Consider the following 17,749-nt stretch of genomic DNA (forward strand, 5'->3'; position numbering starts at 1 on the left):
GAGTGCTTGCGGCCGGCGAGCGCGCTTCAGCCGGCGTCGATCGGCAGGACATCGCCGCGCTCGTAGAGCCGCGCGCGCACGTCCTTCTTGGTGATCTTGCCGTAGCCGGACTTGGGCAGCGCGTCCCAGAACACGAACTGGCGCGGCCAGCGGTAGCGCGCCAGGTGGCCGTCGAGGTGCGCCAGCAGCGCGTCGGCGTCGACTGCCGGTGCGCCGTCGCGGCGCACCACCACGGCCACGCCGACCTCGCCCCAGGTGCGGTCGGGCACACCCAGCACCGCCACCTCGGCCACGCCGGGGTGGGTGAGCAGCCGCTCCTCGCACTCGCGCGGGTAGACGTTGCTGCCGCCCGAGATGTACATGTCCGACTCGCGGCCGGTGATGTAGAGCAGGCCACGCGCGTCGAGCCGGCCGAGGTCGCCGGTGTGGAACCAGCCGCCGCGCAACGCCTTGGCCGTGGCCTCGGGGTTGGCGTGGTAGCCGGCAAACACGGCCGGGCCACGCACGCAGATCTCGCCGATCACGCCGGTGGCCGCGGGCTTCAGGTCGGCGTCGAGCACGGCCACTTCCATGCCGGTGCGCGGCCGCCCGCAACTGCCGATGTGGGCGTTCGGATCGGCATCGTCGGCCGAATGCATGTGGGCGGGCAACACGGTGATGCAGCCGGTCACCTCGCCCAGGCCGAAGTACTGCACCAGCACCGGGCCGAGTTTCTGCAGCGCCAGGCGCTGGTCGGCGCGGTACATCGGCGCGCCGGCGTAGATCACGTGGCGCAGGCTGCTGTGGTCGTGGCGGTCGACCGCCGGGTGCTCGACCAGCAGCTTGACGATGGTCGGCACGGTGAACAGGTTGGTGACGCGGTGGCGCTCGATCAGCGCCCAGACCTGCTCGACGTCCATCTTCTCGGTCGGCAGCAGCACGGTGGCCGCGCCGCGCGCCACGTTGAGCAGCGCGTGGATGCCGGCGCCGTGCGACAGCGGCGCGAGCGCGATCGAGCAATCGCGCTCGTCGGTGCCCGGAATCAGGTCGGCCAGGTGATTGGTGACGACGAAGCCCATCTGGCCGTGCGTCAGGATGCCGGCCTTGGGCTGGCCGGTGGTGCCCGAGGTGTAGAAAAACCACAGCGGGTCGTCGTAGGCCACGGTGGCCTCGGCCGGCGCGGCACCCCAGTGCTGCTGCACCAGCGCCTCGTAAGACGGCTCGCCCGCCGGCGCGTCGCCGATCCACAGCACCTGCTGCAGCGCGGGGGATGCGGCGCGCACGGCAGCGGCGTGCTCGGCAAACATCGGCTCGACCAGCATCATCACTGCGCCGCTGGACGCGCCAAGGTAAGCGACCTCACCCGGGGCGAGCCGGAAGTTGGTCGGCACCCAGACGCAACCCATGCGGAAGGCGGCCCAGCCGCTCTCGAACAGGGCCAGGTTGTTGCGCGACTGCAGCAGGAGGCGGTCGCCCCGCCTCACGCCCAGCGCGGTCAGCGCGGCCACCAACGCGTCGACGCGCTGGTCGATCTCGCGCCAGCTCCAGCGTTGCTCGCCCTGGATCAGCGCGGTGCGCTCGGGGAACAGCCGCGCGGTGTGGCTGAGCAGCCGGGCCAGGTTGCAGACGCCGGCCGGATTCATGCTGCTTCCAGCAGGCTCAGGTAGTTGGCAACCGCCGCGCCGCCCATGTTAAACACGGCGCCCAGTTTCTGCTGCGGCACCTGCATGGCGCCAGCGGTGCCGCTGAGCTGCATGGCGGCCATCACGTGCTGGGACACGCCAGTGGCGCCGATCGGGTGGCCACGCGACTTCAGCCCGCCCGAGGGGTTGACCGGCAGCCGGCCGTCCTTGCGCGTGACGCCATCCAGGATCACGCGGGCGCCCTGCCCGTGCGGCGCCAGGCCCATGGCCTCGTACTCCAGCAGTTCGGCCACGGTAAAGCAGTCATGCGTCTCGACGAAGCCCAGATCGGCCAGCGTAGCGCCGGCTTCGGCCAGGCCGCGCTGCCAGGCGAGTGCAGCACCCTCAAAACGGGTCGGGTCGCGGCGCGACAGCGGCAGGTACTCGTTGACCTGGGTGCGCGAGCGCCAGCGCACCGCCGGCACCTGGGCGCCGGACAGCGGCGCGTTGCTCAGCACCAGCGCCGCAGCGCCATCGGACACCAGCGAGCAGTCCGAGCGCTTGAGCGGTCCGGCCACGAACGGGTTCTTGTCCGACGGCTGCCTGCAGAAGTCGAAGCCCAGGTCGCGCCGCATGTGGGCGTAGGGGTTGTGCACGCCGTTCGCGTGATTCTTGGCGGCGATGGCGGCCAGCGCGTCGCTCTGATCGCCAAAACGCTCGAAGTAACCCGCCGCAATCTGGCCGAACACGCCGGCAAAGCCGCCGGGCGTATCGCCCTCTTCCTTGACGTAGCTGCAGCGCAGCAGCACCTCGCCGATCTGCGCGTTGGGCAGCGTGTTCATCTTCTCCAGCCCGACCACCAGCACGCGCTGGAGGCGGCCACTGCCCAGCGCATCCAGCGCGCCCCAGATCGCCGCCGAGCCAGTGGCGCAGGCGTTCTCGAGCCGCACCGAAGGCACGTGGCGCAACTCGGGAATCGCCAGCGCGGCCAGCGAGCCGCTGAAGTCCTGCCGCACGAAGCCGCCGTTGAAGTGGCCGACGAACACGCCGTCGATGTCGGCCGGCTCCAGCCCCGCACTGGCGATGGCGGCCAGCGCCGCCTCACGGAACAGCTGCTCGCCATCCAGGGCATCGAGCTTGCCGAAGGGCGTGTGGCCCCAGCCGACGATATGAGGGGTGGACATGAGGATCTGTCTCCGGTGAGCCGTTCGGGGGGTTTATCAGGTCTACTATGTGAACCTGTTGCAATGACTTTTAGTGTGACAAGCTCTATTTCGCAGCAATGCTAAGGGGACAGACTGCCGCCACAGCCTAGGGCTGCTGCCTAGTCGGCCAGAAAGAGGTTCAATATATGAATCATCGGATCAGGGTTTATGCCTAACGACCACAGTGACACGCTCGTCGCGGGCCCGGATTTGTCGACCCCCACCGAGACCGCCGGCGCCCAGACCTTGCGGCGTGGCCTGGCGGTGCTGCGCCTGTTGACCCGGGTCGGCCCGGGTGGCTTGCGCATGGGCGAGATCGGACGCCGGCTGGGGCTCAACAAGTCCACCGCCATCCGCCTGACCCGCACGCTGGTGGACGAGGGCTTCGTGCTGCACGACCACGCCAGCGGGGCGTACCGGCTCGGTCCCGAGGCGTTTGCCGTCGGGCTGGCGGCCGAGCCGAGCTACGAGTTGCAGCGCCTGGCCGCGCCGGCATTGCGGGCGCTGGCGCTCGAATCGGGCGACACGGTCTTTTTTACCGTACTGCACGGCATCGAGAGCATCTGCCTGTCACGCAGCGAGGGCGACTTCCCGATCCGCAACCAGCTGGTCAAGCCCGGTGACCGCTGGCCGCTGGGGGTCGGCGCCGGCAGCTGCGCCATGCTGGCGGCCCTGTCGGATGAAGACATCGGCGAGATCCTGCGCCGCAACGCGGCCCGGCGCCTGGCGAAGTTCCCTGGCTGCACCGACGCCGCCGTCTGGCGCCTGATCCAGGAAACCCGCGAGCAGGGCTACTGCTTCAACCCCGGCCTGGTGCTGGAGAGCAGCTGGGCCATCGGCGTGCCGGTGTACGACGCCAACAACCGGCTGGTGGCGTCGCTCAGCCTGGCGGCGATCGAGTCGCGGCTCGGGCCGGCCCGCCGTGCCGCGCTGGGCAACCGGCTGATGCAGGCCAGCCGCGAGCTGACGGCGCTGCAGGCCCAGGTCCAAGCCCAGACTCAAGCAGCCACCGAGCCCGGTCGCTGAGCCGGCGCTGTCAGCGCACCTTGGGCAGGTAGCGCACGAACGGCTCGACCCAGGGCGAGGTCCCTTCGCCGCGCCAGGCCGCCCCATGCTCGACCGGTGTCCGCGCCCCGGCCAGCGGGCGGTAGACCACGCCCTGGCGGTGCAGCACCTCCAGGCACGCCGGCACCAGCGCCACGCCGATGCCCCCCGAGACCAGGCTGACGATGGTGTGCATCTGCCGCGCCGGAAAGATGCGCGGGCTGAAGCCGTGGCGCATGCAGGCGCTGACCATGGTGTCGAACATCAGCGGGCCGTGGTGGCGCTCGAAAGCCAGGAACTGCTCGCCGGCCAGCCGCTCCAGCGGCACGCGCTTGAGGCGCGCCAGCGGGTGGTTTTCAGGCAGCGCGACGATCAGCGGATCACGGTGGGTGGCTTGGTAGCGCAAGGCCGCCGGCAGCGTGGGCGAGGCGAACAGGCAGCCCACGTCGAGCGTGCCGCGCTCCAGCTCGGCCAGCATCTGGTCGGTGGTCGACTCCTGCAGCTGCAGCTTGACCTGCGGGTGGTCGGCGGTGAAGCGCCGCAGCGCCTCGGGCAGGTAGGAGTAGGCCGCCAGGCTGATGAAGCCGATCGCCAGCCGTGCGGCCGATCCACCCGAGGCATCGCGCGCCCGGCTGCGCAAGGCCTCGGTGCGGGCCAGCACGGCTTGCGCGTCGCGCAGCGCCGCTTCGCCGGCGGGCGTCAGGCTGATGCGGCGTGAATTGCGCTCGAACAGGCGCTGGCCCAGTTCGGCCTCCAGCTCCTTGATGGCCTGACTCACTGGCGGCTGGGACAGGTTCAGGCGCTGGGCGGCACGGCCGAAGTGCAGTTCCTCGGCGACCGCGACCAGACAGCGCAGGTGACGCATTTCCATGGTTCTGATTTCCCGATCAATCCATCCAAAATACAAACTTCTGCGAATGTAGAGGCTTGTCTAGACTCGTGGCCCCTTCCCACAAAAACCCGAGACAAGACATGACAACAACGCTTTCCTCCGCCCCCGTCGCCGTGGTGACCGGTGGCGCCCGTGGCATCGGCCTGGCCGTGGCGCAATGGTTCCTGGCGCACGGCCACCGCGTCGCGCTGTGGGACATCGACGCCGACACGCTGTCCAAGACCGAGCAGACGCTGGCCGACCCGGACCGGGTGCTGGCCGTCGCCTGCGATGTGTCGCAGGCCGATCAGGTCGCCGCCGCCACCGCGCAGGTCGAGGCCCGCTTCGGCCGCATCGACGCGCTGGTCAACAACGCGGGCGTGGCGGTGTTCAAGCCCATCGGCCAGACGAGTTTCGAGGAGTGGCAGACGGTGCTGGCCACCAACCTCAACGGCCCCTTCCTGTGCACGCAAGCCTGCGCGCCGGTGATGCTGAAGACGGGCGGCGGCGCGGTGGTCAACATCGCCTCGATCTCCGGCCTGCGCGCCAGCACGCTGCGGGTGGCCTACGGCACCAGCAAGGGCGCGCTGATCCACCTGACCAAGCAGCAGGCGGTGGAGTTGGGCACGGTGGGCATCCGCGTCAACGCCATCGCGCCCGGACCGGTGGAAACCGAGATGGCCAAGCTGGTGCACAGCGTCGCCATTCGCGCCGACTATCACGACGTGATCCCGCTGGAGCGCTACGGCAGCACCGAGGAAATCGCCAACGTCGTGGGCTTCCTGTGCAGCCCGGCGGCCAGTTACGTCAACGGCCAGGTGCTGGCGGTGGACGGCGGCTTCGATGCCGCAGGCGTCGGCCTGCCGACCCTGCGCCTGAACGCGCGCGCAGCAGGCTGAAGGCGGAGGCGGAAGCGGAGGTGGCCTTCAGCCGACCAGCGCCTGCCGGGCCGATTCGTACAGGCAGATCGCCGCCGCTGCCGCCACGTTGAGCGACTCCTCGCCACCCGGCTGAGGAATGCGCGCGGTGAGCGCGCAGCGCTGCATCAGCGGCTCGGCCACGCCCTGGCCTTCGTGGCCCAGCACCCAGGCGCAGGGCTGCGGCAGGCGCAGCTCGTGCAGGCTCTGGGGGGCGTGCGAGCTGGTGGCGACCAGCGGCACGTCGAGCGAATCGAGGTCATTGACCTCCACGCCCTCGACCAGGTGCAGCGCAAAGTGCGCACCCATGCCGGCGCGCAAGACCTTGGGCGACCAGAGCGCGGCGCTGCCCTTCATGGCCAGCACCTGGCGCACGCCCAGCGCGGCGGCGCTGCGCAGGATGGTGCCGACGTTGCCGGGGTCCTGCAGCCGGTCGAGCACCACGGCGCTGGCGCCCACGATCGGCAGCACGCGGCCCACCGGCGCGCTAATCAGGAAGCCCAGCGGCGCGGGCGATTCGAGCGAGCTGATCTCGGGCAGCAACTCATCGGCCAGCACCATCACCTCAGGCGCACGCAGCGCCAGTTCGCGCCACATGGGTTGCAGCCAGGCGCTGGCGCCCACCACGCAGAGCTGCGGCTGGCCGCCGCGCGCCAGCAGCGCACGCGCCAGGTGATCGCCTTCCAGCCAGATGCGGCCGAGCTTGCGGTAGGCGCCGGCCTCGTCGGCCAGGCGGCGCAGGTCCTTCACCAGCGGGTGATTGCGGGAAGTGACTTCGCGCACCTTGGGCGACGCCGGGGGCAGCAGGGAGTTCATCGATGTCCTTGATTCAGATCGGGCCGGCTTCGGGCCGGGCGGGCGCAGGCGACAGCCGGATCGCGCCGGCCTCGCGCACCGGCGCGTAGGTCGAGCGGTGCTCGATGCAGGGGCCGTGCTCGCGCAGGGCCTTCAGGTGCGCCGCCGTCGGGTAGCCCTTGTGGACGCCGAAGCCGTATTGGGGGAATCGCTCGTGCAGGTCCTGGCAGAGCCGGTCGCGAAAGACCTTGGCCAGGATCGACGCCGCGCTGATGGCCTGCACCTTGGCATCGCCCTTGACGATGGCCTCGGCCGGAATGCGCAGCACCGGCACCCGGTTGCCGTCGACCAGCACATGCGCCGGCAGCAGGCGCAGGCCTTCGACCGCGCGCTTCATGGCCAGCAGGGTGGCCTGCAGGATATTGAGGCGGTCGATCTCCTCGACGCTGGCCTGGGCGATGCAGCAGGCCAGCGCCTTGGCGCGGATCTCGTCGAACAGCAACTCGCGGCGGCGCTCGGTCAGGATCTTGGAGTCAGCCAGGCCGGCAATCGGCTGCAGGTCGTCCAGGATCACGGCGGCGGCCACCACCGGCCCGGCCAGCGGGCCGCGCCCGGCCTCGTCGACGCCCGCGACCAGGCCCGGGCGGCTGAAGCCGAGCGCCAGTTGAACCACGGGCACGACAGGCACCGCTGGCGCGCCCTTAGCGGCCGAGGACTTGCGCGATGGCATCGCTGGCGCGCTGCGCAGTGTTCTGGCGCAGCAGGTGATGAAGATCGGTGAAACGGCGCGCAACGCGCTCGCAGCGCGGGGCGTCGTCCAGCCAGGCGCGTGCGGCCGCAGCAATCGCGGCCGGCGTGGCGCCATCCTGGATCAGCTCGGGCACGGCAAAGTCGCGCAGCAGGATGTTGGGCAGCCCGACCCACGGCTGGTAGGCCATGCGCTTCATGATCTGCCAGCTCAAGGGGTGCAGCCGGTAGACGATCACCATCGGGCGCTTGAACAGCGCGGCCTCCAGCGTGGCGGTGCCGCTGGCGATCAGCGTCAGGTCGCAGGCCGCCAGCGCGGTGTGCGACTGGCCGTCGAGCAGTTGCAGCGGCAGGCCGGGCGCGTGGGCGGCAATCACCGGATCAAGCAGCACGCGCAGGCCCGGCGCCACCGGCAGCACGAACTTCAGTTCGGGGCGCTGGCGCGCCAGTTCAGCCGCTGCGGCCAGCAGGCGCGGCGCGATGTAGCGGATCTCGCTGCGGCGACTGCCCGGCAGCAGTGCAACGACCTGATCGGCCTCGCCCAAGCCGAGCTGCCGGCGCGCCGCAGCACGTGGCACATCGAGCGGAATGTGGTCGGCCAGCGGATGGCCCACGTAAGTGGCAGCGATGCCGGCGCGCTGGTAGATCTCGGGCTCGAACGGGAACAGGCACAGCACGTGGTCGGTCGAGCGGCGGATCTTGTCAATGCGGCCGCCGCGCCAGGCCCAGATCGACGGACTGACAAAGTGCACCGTCGGCACGCCAGCGGCCTTGAGACGTTCTTCGAGGCCGAGGTTGAAGTCGGGCGCGTCGACGCCGATGAAGGCCTCGGGCGGGTCGGCCAGCAGGCGCTCGGCCAGCGCGTTGCGGATGGCCGAGATCTCGCGGTAGTGGCGCAGCGCGTCGACGTAGCCAAACACAGCCAGCTTGTCCTGCGGCCACCAGGCCTCGAAACCCTGCGCCGCCATCTTCGGCCCGCCGATGCCTTGCGCAGTGAGCTGCGGCCAGCGCTGGCGCAGGCCGCCCAGCAGCAGGCTGGCGAGCAGGTCGCCGGAGGCCTCGCCGGCCACCAGCGCGAGTCTGGGATCGGCGCGGGTCATGGATGGATCTTGGAGGGAAAAGAAGCGAGGGATAGGCAGGCTTCAGCGCACGATGCCGCGCTTGGCGGCCTGCAGGAAGGCCTGCATCTGCGTGATGTCAGCGTCCGCCTCAGGCTGCTGGCCAGCCAGGCCGCCGATGGCGTCGATGGCCTGTTCCAGCGTCAGGCTGGAGCGGTACAGCAGCTTGTGCATGCGGCGGATCACGGCGATGCGCTCGGGCGTGTAGCCACGGCGGCTCAAGCCCGTGACGTTGACCGCGCGAGCGGCCAGCGGGTTGCCATCGACCGTCATGAACGGCGGCACGTCCTGCGCCACATGGCCCTGGAAGCCGATCATGGCGTGGGCGCCGATCTTGACGAACTGGTGCACTCCGCTCAAGCCGCCAATGGTGACCCAGTCGCCCACGATCACGTGGCCGGCCAGCGTGGCGTTGTTGGCCAGCACACAGTGGTTGCCCAGCTGCACGTCGTGGGCGATGTGCACGTAGGCCATCACCCAGTTGTCGGAGCCGATGCGGGTGACGCCGCCGTCCTGCACCGTGCCGAGGTTGAGCGTGCAGAACTCGCGGAAGGTGTTGCGGTCGCCGATGACCAGCTCGGTCGGCTCGCCGGCGTACTTCATGTCCTGCGGGACGGCACCGATCGAGTTGAACTGGAAGATGTGGTTGTGCGCACCAATGGTGGTGCGACCCTCGATCACGCAGTGCGCGCCGACGGTCGTGCCCTCGCCCACCACGACGTGCGGGCCGATGGTGGTGTAGGCGCCGACGGTGACCGAGTCGTGCAACTCGGCCGCCGGATCAACGATGGCGGTGGGGTGGATCTGCGCCATGGCTCGGTCGATCAGGCGATCTTGCGCATGGTGCACATCAGCTCGGCCTCGGCGGCGAGTTCGCCGTTGACCGTGGCGCGCGCGGCGTACTTGAAGATGCCGGCCTTGGCGCGGGTCAGCGTCGACTCCAGAATGAGCTGGTCACCCGGCTCGACCGGGCGCTTGAAGCGCGCGCCGTCGATACCGGCGAAATACACCACCGTGTCTTCGCCCGGGTCCTCGCCCAGCGACGCGAAGGACAGCAGCGCCGACGCCTGCGCCAGCGCTTCCAGGATCAACACGCCCGGCATGACCGGACGGTGCGGGAAGTGGCCCAGGAACACCGGTTCGTTGATGGTGACGTTCTTGAGCGCACGGATGCTCTTGTTGAGCTCGATCTCCAGCACGCGATCCACCAGCAGGATCGGATAACGGTGCGGCAGCTTCTTGAGGATCTGGTGGATGTCCATCGTGGTCATGGTGCGTTCTTCTTTTCTAGCGCGCGAATGCGATCGCGCAAGGTGTGCAATTGGCGCAGCGTGGCGGCGTTCTTTTCCCAGGACGTGTTGTCGTCGATCGGGAACACGCCGCTGTACTGGCCGGGCTGCTTGATGGAGCGCATCACGACGCTGGCGGCCGAGATGTGCACGCCGTCGGCCAGCTCCAGATGGCCCAGCACGATGGCGCCGCCGCCAACCGTGCAGCCCCGGCCGATGCGGGCGCTGCCGGCCACGCCGGCGTTGCCGGCCATGGCGCTGTGGTCGCCGATGCGCACGTTGTGGCCGATCTGGATCAGGTTGTCGAGCTTGACACCCTCGCCGATCACGGTGTCCTCGAGCGCGCCGCGGTCGATGCAGGTGTTGGCGCCGATCTCGACGTCGTCACCCACGACCACGCCACCGAGCTGCTCGATCTTGTCCCAGCGCCCCTGGTGCGGTGCGAAGCCAAAGCCGTCGGCGCCGATCACCACGCCGCTGTGCAGCAGGCAGCGGGCGCCGAGCCGGGTGCCGTGCATGAGCGTCACGCGTGGTGCCAGGCGGGTCTGGGCGCCGACCTGCACGCCCGCGCCGATGAAACTGTGTGCACCGATCTGCGCGCCCGCGCCGATGACGGCGCCGGACTCGATCACCACCAGCGGGCCGATCACGGCGTCGGCGGCGATCTGCGCGTCAGCAGCCACTACCGCGCTGGCGTGCACGCCCGGCTGCGGCATCGGACGGGCCTGGGCCGCCCACCATTGCGTCAGGCGGGCAAAGTAGTGGTACGGATCGGGCGTGACCAGCGCCGCGCCGCGCGCGGCCGCCTCGTCAGCCAGTTCGGGCGACACGATCAGGCACGCGGCGGCGGTGTCCTTGATCTGGCTACGGTAACGCGCGTGCGAGACGAAGCTGATGCTGTGCGCGTCGGCGTGTGCATCGACATCTGCCAGCGGGGCGATGCGGCTGATCAGCAGATCAGCGTCGCCGCGAAGCTCGCCACCCAGCGCAGCCTGCAGTGCTGCCAGGCGCACCGGCGTGTGGAGCCGGCTCACTTGGCCGTGCTGGCGCCGTTGAGCGCCTTGATCACCTTGTCGGTGATGTCCACGCGCGGGCCGGCAAACACGGCGTCCTGCAGGATCAGGTCGTACTTTTCCTGCTCGAAGATCTGCTTGATGACCTTGTTGGCGCGTTCGACCACGGCCGAGAGTTCTTCGTTCTTGCGCTGGTTCAGGTCTTCCTGATATTCGCGGCGCTTGCGCTGGATCTCGCGGTCCTGCTCGACCAGATCGCGCTGGCGGCGGTTGCGCTCGGACTCGGCCAGCGTCGGGCCGTCCTTGTCAAACTTGTCAGCGGCGACCTTGAGCTTGGCGGCGGCGTCATTGAGTTCTTTTTCGCGCTTGCCAAACTCGACTTCGAGCTTGGCTTGCGCGGCCTTGGCCGGCGTGGCGTCCCGCAGGACACGGTCGCTGTTGACATAGCCGATCCGGAGTTCCTGGCCTGGACGGCCATGGTCGACAAACCCAGGGTGGCCACGCTGGCCAGCGTCACGAGCAGGTGCTTCATCTTCAAAACGCGGTACCGATCTGGAACTGGAATCGCTGGATTCTATCCGTGCGGGCATAGCGCAGCGGGTAGCCCCAGCTGACCTTGAGCGGGCCGATCGGCGAGACCCAGGACAGGCCCACGCGCCGGCCGAGACGCGAATCGGGTTCGCAGGGGTATCGCCCAGCGACTCGCCCGCACCCCAGACGTTGCCCGCATCGGCGTAACCGAACATGCCGCAAGCGTACGGTCGTTGCCGGCCCCCGGGAACGGCACGTAGAGCTCGGCGTTCAGGTTCATGCCGCTTGTTGCCGCCGATGTAGGTGTTGGTCACATCCACCGGGCCAAGGGAGCTCTGATCGAACCCGCGCACCGTGCCAAGGACCGCCGCCGTAGAAGTTCTTGAAGATCGGATACGGACGCCCACCGTTGAGGCCCGGTGCCCCAGCCGAGTTCGCCGTTCAGCCCGAGCGTGAACTTCTTGGTGAAGCGGGAAGTACTGCTGGATCTGGTAGTTGCTGCGCAGGTAGCGGGTGTCGCCGCCGATGCCCCACTCCAGGTTCACACGTTGATAGCAGACCGTCGTTGGGCACCAGCGCGCTGTCGCGGCCGTCGCGCTGCCAGCCCAGCGTCAGGGGCACGGAAGTGCTCTTGTCGCCATAGGCATAACGGAAGCGCTGGCGGAAGTAGTTCTCTGGCAAGCGTCTGAGGACGAGCGGATCTCCGTGCGTTTCGGCACCCCGATGCCCAGGAACACCGTGTCGAAGTCCGAGAACGGAATGCCGAAGCGGATCGCCGCACCCGGCGTGACCAGCTTCGTACTCCTCACCCTGAACTGTTGAGCGGCTTGTTGGTCCGGTAGAACACGTCCAGCGCGCGCGAGATGCCGTCGTTGGTGAAGTACGGGTCCACCGTCGACAGCACCAGCGTGCGGCCGGAGCGGCTGGTGTTGAGCTCGATGCCGAAATAGTTGCCGTGCCGAAGACGTTGTCCTGCTTGACCGATGCGGTGAAGGCGAGCTTGTCGGCGCTGGAGAAGTTGGCGCCCACCATCAGGGTGCCGGTCGGCTTTTCCTTGACCGTCAGGGGTCAGGTCGACCTGGTCCTGGCTGCCTGGAACCTCCTGGGTGTCGATGTCGACCTCGCCGAAGTAGCCCAGCCGGTCGACCCGGTCGCGCGAGAGCTTGATGCGCTGGCCGTCGTACCAGGCTGATTCGAACTGGCGCATCTCGCGCCGCACGACTTCGTCACGGGTGCGCGTGTTGCCCGAGACGTTGATGCGCCGCACGTAGACGCGCCGGCCCGGGTCGGCGTTGAGTGACCACCTGCACCTGGCCGGTGGCGCGGTCGATCTGCGGCACCGCTTCGACGCGCGCAAAGGCGTAGCCGAACAGGCCGAATCGGTCGGTGAAGGCCCGCTGGGTGCTGGTCACGGCATCGGCGCGGTAGGCCTCGCCGGGCTGGATGTCGACCAGGCTGCGGAACTCGTCCTCGCGGCCCAGGTATTCACCGCTCAGGCGCACGCCGGTGACCAGGTAGCGCTGGCCTTCCTTGACGTTGATGGTGATCGAGATGTCCTGCTTGTCCGGCGAGATCGCCACCTGGGTCGACTCGATGTCGAACTCCAGATAACCGCGGTTCAGGTAGTAGGCGCGCAGCGTCTCCAGATCGGCATTGAGCTTGGTGCGGGCGTAGCGGTCGTTCTTGGTGTACCAGGTCATCAGCCCACCGGTGCTCAGGTCGAGCTGGCCCAGCAGCGTGCTTTCGGTGAAAGCCTGGTTGCCGGTGATGCGGATGTCGCTGATGCGGGCCACGCCGCCCTCGGTCACCGCGAAGGTGACGTTGACGCGGTTGCGCTCGACCGGGCTGATGGTGGTCACCACCTCGGCGCCGTAGAGGCTGCGCGTCAGGTACTGGCGCTTGAGCTCCTGCTCGGCGCGGTCGGCCAGGCTGCGGTCAAAGGGCTGGCCTTCGCCGACGCCGATGTCCTTGAGCGCCTTGATCAGCGTCTCGCGGTCGAACTCGCGCGTGCCTGTGAAGTCGACGTTGGCAATCGCCGCGCGCTCTTCGACCACCACCACCACGACCGGGCCGTCGACCTCGACGCGCACGTCCTTGAACAGGCCGGTGGCGAACAGCGCACGCAGCGCCACGGCGCCCTTGTCGTCGGTGTAGGTGTCACCGACGCGGAAGGGCAGCGAGGCGAAGACCGTGCCGGCCTCGATGCGCGCCAGGCCTTCGATGCGGATGTCCTTGAGCACGAAGGGCTGGACCGCCCAGGCAGGCCAGGCAGCGGCTGACGCACCCAGCGCCAGCGCGCAGACGACCGGGTTGAACTGAAAGAGAAAGGCAGGAGAACGCATGCGGTCAGTGCAGGCCCAGCAGGCGGGCCACGTCGTTGTAGAGGGCGAGCGACATCATCATGAACACGACGGCCATCCCGCCGCGCTGCAGACGCTCCTGCCAAATGACGGGCAGTGGCCGGCCGGTCACCCCCTCGATCAGATGGTACAAAAGGTGGCCGCCGTCGAGCATGGGCAGCGGCAGCAGGTTGAGCACGCCCAGACTGACGCTCACCACCGCCAGAAAGCCGAGGTAGTAGGCCAGGCCGAGCTTGACGGACTGGCCGGCGTAGTCGGCAATCGTCAGCGGGCCGCTGATGTTGCGCAGCGAGGCCTCGCCGATGAGCATGCGGCCGAACATCTTGAACGACAGCGCCGCCATCTCCCAGGTGCGCGCCACCGCCCGGCTCAGGCCATCGACCAGCCCGTAGCTCACGGTGTCCATCTGCACCGCACCACCCACGACGGCTTCGATGCGGCCGATGCTCAGTTCCTTGTCCTGTACCCGTGCCGGGGTCACGTCCACTTCGAGCCGGCGCCCTTGGCGCTCGATCTGCCAGAGCTGGGTGGCGATGGGCGCGGCGCCTGAAGCCGCTGAGGCCACCGGCGTCGCTGATGTCGCTGACGCACGAATCGACGCCCGCAGCGCAGCGGCGTCCACCACCGACCGACCGTCGATCGACAGCACCCGGTCACCCGCCAGCAGGCCGGCGCGCTGCGCCGGACCGCCCACCTTCAACTCGCCCAGGATCGGCTCGGAAAACGGCGCACCCAGGCCGATGCTGCGCGACAGCGCGGCGTCGGCCTCGCGGGCCTGCAGTGCAGCCAGCGGCAGGGCCACTTCGCGGCGGGCACGGCCGTCGGTATCGGTCACCTCCAGGCGGACATCGGCACCGTCAAGCGCCGAGCGCGTGATCTGCCAGCGCAGGTCGGTGAGCGAGGCCACCGGCTCCCAGGTTTCGCTGTCCGCTGGCGACCACTGGCGCACCCAATCGCCGGCACGCAGCCCGGCGCGTTCGGCCACGCTGCCCGCCAGGGGCGAGCCCAGCAGCGCGCGTGGCTCCTGCGTGCCGATCCAGTGCATGGACGCATACAGCAGCACGGCCAGCAGCAGGTTGGCCACCGGCCCGGCGGCAACGATGGCCGAGCGCGCCCAGAGCGACTGGCGGTTGAAAGCGCGCGACTGCTCGGCCGGGTTGACCGCGCCTTCGCGCTCGTCGAGCATCTTCACGTAGCCGCCCAGCGGCAGCATGCACAGCACCCATTCGGTCTCGCCGCGCTGCCAGCGCAGCAGCGGCCGGCCGAAGCCGATAGAGAAGCGCAGCACCTTGACGCCGCACGCCTTGGCGACGCGGTAATGGCCCCACTCGTGCACGACGATCAGCACGCCCAGGGTCAGCAGGAAAGACAACAGTGTGTTCATCGGGGCGGCCGTGGCATCTCGGCTCAGGACTGCCAGGCGCGCACGGCGTCACCGGCCAGCGCACGGGCCTGGGCGTCCAGCGCCAGCAGGCCTTCGACCGAGTTCACCGCATCGGCCGGCACCACCAGCCGTTCCAGCGTGGCGGCGTTGACGGCGTGGATGCGGTCAAAGCGCAACCGGCCATCCAGGAAAGCAGCCACCGCGACCTCATTGGCCGCATTCAACACCGCGGTGCTGCCCGGCGCGGCTTCCAGCGCCTGCCACGACAGGTGCAGACCGGGAAAGCGACGCGCGTCGGCGTCTTCGAAGGTCAGCGCGTTCAGGCTCAGGAAGTCGAGTTGCGAGGCGCCGGACTCGATCCGCTCCGGCCACGACAGGCCGTAGGCGATCGGCACGCGCATGTCGGGCGTACCGAGTTGCGCCAGCACCGAGTTGTCGCGGCACACCACCATCGAATGGATGATGCTCTGCGGGTGGATCACCACCCGCACGTCGCGCGGCGCGAGGTTGAAGAGCCAGCGGGCCTCGATGACTTCGAGCGCCTTGTTCATCATCGTGGCCGAATCGACCGAAATCTTGCGACCCATCACCCAGTTCGGGTGCGCGCAGGCCTGATCGGGCGTCACGTCGGCCAGCGTGGCCGGGTCGCGCTGGCGGAACGGGCCGCCCGAAGCCGTCAGCACGATGTGGTCGATGCGCTGGCCCCAGGTGCGGGCGTCCTCGGGCAGGCACTGAAAGATGGCCGAATGCTCGCTGTCGATCGGCAGCAGCGTCGCGCCGCCCTGCTCGACCGCCTGCATGAAGAGCGCGCCGCCCACCACCAGCGCTTCCTTGTTGGCCAGCAGCAGACGCTTGCCGGCGCGCGCGGCAGCCAGGCAAGGCGCCAGGCCGGCCGCGCCGACGATGGCGGCCATCACCGCGTCCACCTCGGGGTGCGCAGCCACATCTTCCAGCGCTGCCGCGCCCACCAGCACTTCGGTGCGGCAGGCCACGTCACGCAGGCGGCGCGCCAGGTCCTGCGCCAGTTCCGCCGTGGGCAGCACCGCGTAGCGCGGCCGCCACTGCACGCACTGCGCGGCCAGTTCAGTCACGCGGCTGTGGGCGCTGAGCGCGAAGACCTCGAAGCGCTCGGGATGACGACCGAGCACGTCGAGCGTGCTGGTGCCGATCGAGCCGGTCGAGCCCAGGATGCAGATGCGGGTCAGTTGATTCGTCATGTCACCGTTCATGCGGCGGTTCACGCCACTGTTCACACGCTCACCAGCGCCAACGCCAGCGGGCACACCGGCAGCAGCGCGTCGATGCGATCCAGCACGCCGCCATGGCCAGGCAACAGGCCGCTGCTGTCCTTGGCGCCGGCGCTGCGCTTGACCAGCGATTCAAACAGGTCGCCCACCACGCTCATGGCTGCCAGAAACAGGCAGGACAGGACCAGCCCGGCGGCGCCCCAGCGCGCCAGCAGCAAGGTGTAGAGGCTGGCACTGCCGGTGGCGGCGTAGCGGTCCAGCGCAATCCAGCACAGCGCCAGCAGCAGCACGCCGGCCATGCCGGTGTAGACGCCTTCCCAGCTCTTGCCGGGGCTGATCGCCAGCGCCAGCTTGCGCCGGCCAAAGGCGCGCCCGCCGAAGTAGGCCGAGATGTCAGCCACCCAGACCAGGCAGAACACCGAGAGCAGAAAATTGAGTCCGCGCGCCTTGGCCACGGCAATTGCCAACCAAGCCAGCCAGAGCAGCATCAGGCCGCCAACCAGCCGCAGCGACCGCGCATGATGCGGCCAGGCCGGCACACCGCCCTTGAGCACGGCCGCGCCACCCAGCACCCAGACCAGCATCGCCAGCCACCAGATGACGCTGGGCGCTTGGGCGATGAGGCCCGCTTGCCAAGCCCAGCCGGCCCCAGCAGCGACGACGGCACCGAACACCAGCGCAGGCACACCGGGTAGTTGATTGAGCCGCGCCCATTCCCAGCCGGCGGCGCCGATCAGGATCAGCGTCAGCAGCGGAAAGGGCCAGGGCGAGGAGGTTGCCAGCGCCGGCAGAAGCAGCGCGAGCAGAACCAGGGCGGTGATGATGCGCTGCTTGAGCATGGCGCGTCAGGCGTCGGGCTGCAGCGCGATGACTTCGCCGCTGGCCGAGACGTCGGTCTTGACGCCACCGAAGCGGCGGTCGCGGGCGTTGAATTCGGCCAGCGCGGCGTCGAGCGCACGCTCGTCGAAGTCGGGCCAGAGGCCATCGGTGAAATACAGCTCGGAGTACGCCAACTGCCAGAGCAGGAAGTTGGAAACGCGCACCTCGCCACCCGTGCGAATGAACAGGTCCGGGTCCGGCGCATAGGCCATCGACATGTGGCGCGACAGCGCGGCCTCATCCAGCTGCTCGGGCGCCAGCCCTTCGGTCATGGCGCGGCGGCAAGCCTGCACCACGTCCCAGCGGCCACCGTAGTTGAACGCCACCGACACGGTGATGCGCTGGTTGTCGCGCGTCATCGCCTCGGCATGCTCCCAGGCCTGGCGCACCTTGTCGGACACCACCGAGCGGTCGCCAATGATGCGGATGCGCACGCCGTCAGCAGCCATGCGCTCCAGGTACTTGGACACCGCCATCAGCACCAGGTTCATCAGGCCGGAGACCTCGTCCTGCGGACGCTTCCAGTTCTCTGACGAGAAGGCGAAGACGGTGAGGTATTCGATGCCGCGGTCCGCACAGGCGTTGATGGTGCGCACCAGCGTGTCGACACCGTATTTGTGCCCGACGATGCGCGGCATCAACCGCTTGTTGGCCCAGCGGCCATTGCCGTCCATCACCACCGCCACATGGCGTGGCACCTTGGCCTGGTTGTTGTCAGCCACCGATTTCAGTCCCATGCGAGCCAGCA

Annotated in this window: 19 protein-coding genes and 1 pseudogene; 2 read left to right on the top strand and 18 right to left on the bottom strand. The window is 69.1% G+C overall.

Annotated elements, in window-relative coordinates; all coding sequences use genetic code 11:
• Positions 1–26: 26 nt before the first annotated feature.
• Positions 27–1,622 carry an acyl-CoA synthetase gene (locus tag AC5IG3_RS04860; RefSeq protein WP_491905178.1) on the bottom strand — a complete coding sequence of 532 codons (1,596 nt, stop codon included), beginning with the start codon at positions 1,620–1,622 and terminating at the stop codon, positions 27–29.
• Entirely contained in the window at positions 1,619–2,785 is a 1,167-nt protein-coding gene (locus tag AC5IG3_RS04865; RefSeq protein WP_491905179.1) for an acetyl-CoA acetyltransferase, read from the bottom strand. Before AC5IG3_RS04865 ends, AC5IG3_RS04860 begins: the two co-directional genes overlap by 4 nt.
• A gap of 189 nt (positions 2,786–2,974) precedes the next feature.
• On the opposite strand from AC5IG3_RS04865, the gene AC5IG3_RS04870 reads away from it, so the two are divergent.
• Positions 2,975–3,832 (top strand): IclR family transcriptional regulator, encoded by an 858-nt coding sequence (locus AC5IG3_RS04870; protein ID WP_491905180.1) that lies wholly within the window; start codon positions 2,975–2,977, stop codon positions 3,830–3,832.
• Positions 3,833–3,842: 10 nt separating this feature from the next.
• Here AC5IG3_RS04870 and AC5IG3_RS04875 read toward each other — a convergent pair whose 3' ends face one another.
• Positions 3,843–4,721: a LysR family transcriptional regulator gene (locus AC5IG3_RS04875; RefSeq protein ID WP_491905181.1), complete on the bottom strand. Its 879-nt coding sequence runs from the start codon at positions 4,719–4,721 to the stop codon at positions 3,843–3,845.
• A gap of 101 nt (positions 4,722–4,822) precedes the next feature.
• Here AC5IG3_RS04875 and AC5IG3_RS04880 point away from each other — a divergent pair, with 101 nt between their 5' ends.
• Positions 4,823–5,620 (top strand): SDR family NAD(P)-dependent oxidoreductase, encoded by a 798-nt coding sequence (locus tag AC5IG3_RS04880; RefSeq protein ID WP_491905182.1) that lies wholly within the window; start codon positions 4,823–4,825, stop codon positions 5,618–5,620.
• Positions 5,621–5,647: 27 nt separating this feature from the next.
• Here AC5IG3_RS04880 and AC5IG3_RS04885 read toward each other — a convergent pair whose 3' ends face one another.
• The 15 genes and pseudogenes from AC5IG3_RS04885 to uppS all read right to left on the bottom strand — a co-directional run bounded on the left by AC5IG3_RS04885 (position 5,648) and on the right by uppS (position 17,738).
• The gene (locus tag AC5IG3_RS04885) at positions 5,648–6,454 is read right to left on the bottom strand and encodes a TrmH family RNA methyltransferase (protein WP_491905183.1); all 807 of its coding nucleotides are present in this window, start codon (positions 6,452–6,454) and stop codon (positions 5,648–5,650) included.
• Between the two features lie 13 nt (positions 6,455–6,467).
• Positions 6,468–7,163, bottom strand: coding sequence for a ribonuclease HII (rnhB, locus tag AC5IG3_RS04890; RefSeq protein ID WP_491905184.1), 696 nt, complete (start codon positions 7,161–7,163; stop codon positions 6,468–6,470).
• The gene (gene lpxB, locus AC5IG3_RS04895) at positions 7,135–8,280 is read right to left on the bottom strand and encodes a lipid-A-disaccharide synthase (protein WP_491905185.1); all 1,146 of its coding nucleotides are present in this window, start codon (positions 8,278–8,280) and stop codon (positions 7,135–7,137) included. Before lpxB ends, rnhB begins: the two co-directional genes overlap by 29 nt.
• Positions 8,281–8,322: 42 nt before the next feature.
• Positions 8,323–9,111, bottom strand: coding sequence for an acyl-ACP--UDP-N-acetylglucosamine O-acyltransferase (gene lpxA, locus AC5IG3_RS04900; RefSeq protein ID WP_491905186.1), 789 nt, complete (start codon positions 9,109–9,111; stop codon positions 8,323–8,325).
• An 11-nt stretch (positions 9,112–9,122) separates the two neighbouring features.
• On the bottom strand, positions 9,123–9,569 hold the full coding sequence (gene fabZ / locus AC5IG3_RS04905) for a 3-hydroxyacyl-ACP dehydratase FabZ (RefSeq protein WP_491905187.1): 447 nt from the start codon (positions 9,567–9,569) through the stop codon (positions 9,123–9,125).
• Complete coding sequence (gene lpxD / locus AC5IG3_RS04910) at positions 9,566–10,621, bottom strand: UDP-3-O-(3-hydroxymyristoyl)glucosamine N-acyltransferase (RefSeq protein WP_491905188.1); 1,056 nt, start codon at positions 10,619–10,621, stop codon at positions 9,566–9,568. Before lpxD ends, fabZ begins: the two co-directional genes overlap by 4 nt.
• Positions 10,618–11,190, bottom strand: a complete 573-nt coding sequence (locus AC5IG3_RS04915; protein WP_491905286.1) for an OmpH/Skp family outer membrane protein — start codon at positions 11,188–11,190, stop codon at positions 10,618–10,620. The genes lpxD and AC5IG3_RS04915 overlap by 4 nt, the downstream gene beginning before the upstream one ends.
• On the bottom strand, positions 11,135–11,254 hold the full coding sequence (locus AC5IG3_RS04920) for a BamA/TamA family outer membrane protein (RefSeq protein WP_491905287.1): 120 nt from the start codon (positions 11,252–11,254) through the stop codon (positions 11,135–11,137). The genes AC5IG3_RS04915 and AC5IG3_RS04920 overlap by 56 nt, the downstream gene beginning before the upstream one ends.
• A 59-nt stretch (positions 11,255–11,313) precedes the next feature.
• Positions 11,314–11,676: pseudogene (locus AC5IG3_RS04925) on the bottom strand (BamA/TamA family outer membrane protein); the annotation flags it as partial.
• Between the two features lie 260 nt (positions 11,677–11,936).
• Positions 11,937–12,398, bottom strand: a complete 462-nt coding sequence (locus tag AC5IG3_RS04930; RefSeq protein ID WP_491905189.1) for a POTRA domain-containing protein — start codon at positions 12,396–12,398, stop codon at positions 11,937–11,939.
• Positions 12,358–13,473 carry an outer membrane protein assembly factor BamA gene (gene bamA, locus AC5IG3_RS04935; protein ID WP_491905190.1) on the bottom strand — a complete coding sequence of 372 codons (1,116 nt, stop codon included), beginning with the start codon at positions 13,471–13,473 and terminating at the stop codon, positions 12,358–12,360. Before bamA ends, AC5IG3_RS04930 begins: the two co-directional genes overlap by 41 nt.
• 4 nt (positions 13,474–13,477) lie before the next feature.
• Positions 13,478–14,875 carry an RIP metalloprotease RseP gene (gene rseP, locus AC5IG3_RS04940; protein WP_491905191.1) on the bottom strand — a complete coding sequence of 466 codons (1,398 nt, stop codon included), beginning with the start codon at positions 14,873–14,875 and terminating at the stop codon, positions 13,478–13,480.
• Between the two features lie 23 nt (positions 14,876–14,898).
• Positions 14,899–16,092 carry a 1-deoxy-D-xylulose-5-phosphate reductoisomerase gene (ispC, locus tag AC5IG3_RS04945; protein WP_491905192.1) on the bottom strand — a complete coding sequence of 398 codons (1,194 nt, stop codon included), beginning with the start codon at positions 16,090–16,092 and terminating at the stop codon, positions 14,899–14,901.
• A 32-nt stretch (positions 16,093–16,124) separates the two neighbouring features.
• Positions 16,125–16,961: a phosphatidate cytidylyltransferase gene (locus AC5IG3_RS04950; protein WP_491905193.1), complete on the bottom strand. Its 837-nt coding sequence runs from the start codon at positions 16,959–16,961 to the stop codon at positions 16,125–16,127.
• 6 nt (positions 16,962–16,967) lie between these two features.
• Positions 16,968–17,738, bottom strand: coding sequence for a polyprenyl diphosphate synthase (gene uppS, locus AC5IG3_RS04955; protein WP_491905194.1), 771 nt, complete (start codon positions 17,736–17,738; stop codon positions 16,968–16,970).
• Positions 17,739–17,749 lie beyond the last annotated feature (11 nt).

This window comes from Leptothrix sp. (in: b-proteobacteria), assembly GCF_965250675.1.
In the GTDB taxonomy this organism is placed as follows: Bacteria; Pseudomonadota; Gammaproteobacteria; order Burkholderiales; family Burkholderiaceae_C; genus Sphaerotilus.

Coding starts and splice junctions, on each gene's coding strand:
- lpxB (WP_491905185.1), bottom strand. CDS start 8,280: ATGACCCGCGCCGATCCCAGACTCGCGCTGGTGGCCGGCGAGGCCTCC.
- AC5IG3_RS04860 (WP_491905178.1), bottom strand. CDS start 1,622: ATGAATCCGGCCGGCGTCTGCAACCTGGCCCGGCTGCTCAGCCACACC.
- lpxA (WP_491905186.1), bottom strand. CDS start 9,111: ATGGCGCAGATCCACCCCACCGCCATCGTTGATCCGGCGGCCGAGTTG.
- AC5IG3_RS04875 (WP_491905181.1), bottom strand. CDS start 4,721: ATGGAAATGCGTCACCTGCGCTGTCTGGTCGCGGTCGCCGAGGAACTG.
- AC5IG3_RS04915 (WP_491905286.1), bottom strand. CDS start 11,190: ATGCCCGCACGGATAGAATCCAGCGATTCCAGTTCCAGATCGGTACCG.
- AC5IG3_RS04880 (WP_491905182.1), top strand. CDS start 4,823: ATGACAACAACGCTTTCCTCCGCCCCCGTCGCCGTGGTGACCGGTGGC.
- rnhB (WP_491905184.1), bottom strand. CDS start 7,163: ATGCCATCGCGCAAGTCCTCGGCCGCTAAGGGCGCGCCAGCGGTGCCT.
- rseP (WP_491905191.1), bottom strand. CDS start 14,875: ATGAACACACTGTTGTCTTTCCTGCTGACCCTGGGCGTGCTGATCGTC.
- AC5IG3_RS04870 (WP_491905180.1), top strand. CDS start 2,975: ATGCCTAACGACCACAGTGACACGCTCGTCGCGGGCCCGGATTTGTCG.
- ispC (WP_491905192.1), bottom strand. CDS start 16,092: ATGACGAATCAACTGACCCGCATCTGCATCCTGGGCTCGACCGGCTCG.
- uppS (WP_491905194.1), bottom strand. CDS start 17,738: ATGGGACTGAAATCGGTGGCTGACAACAACCAGGCCAAGGTGCCACGC.
- fabZ (WP_491905187.1), bottom strand. CDS start 9,569: ATGACCACGATGGACATCCACCAGATCCTCAAGAAGCTGCCGCACCGT.
- AC5IG3_RS04865 (WP_491905179.1), bottom strand. CDS start 2,785: ATGTCCACCCCTCATATCGTCGGCTGGGGCCACACGCCCTTCGGCAAG.
- bamA (WP_491905190.1), bottom strand. CDS start 13,473: ATGCGTTCTCCTGCCTTTCTCTTTCAGTTCAACCCGGTCGTCTGCGCG.
- AC5IG3_RS04885 (WP_491905183.1), bottom strand. CDS start 6,454: ATGAACTCCCTGCTGCCCCCGGCGTCGCCCAAGGTGCGCGAAGTCACT.
- AC5IG3_RS04950 (WP_491905193.1), bottom strand. CDS start 16,961: ATGCTCAAGCAGCGCATCATCACCGCCCTGGTTCTGCTCGCGCTGCTT.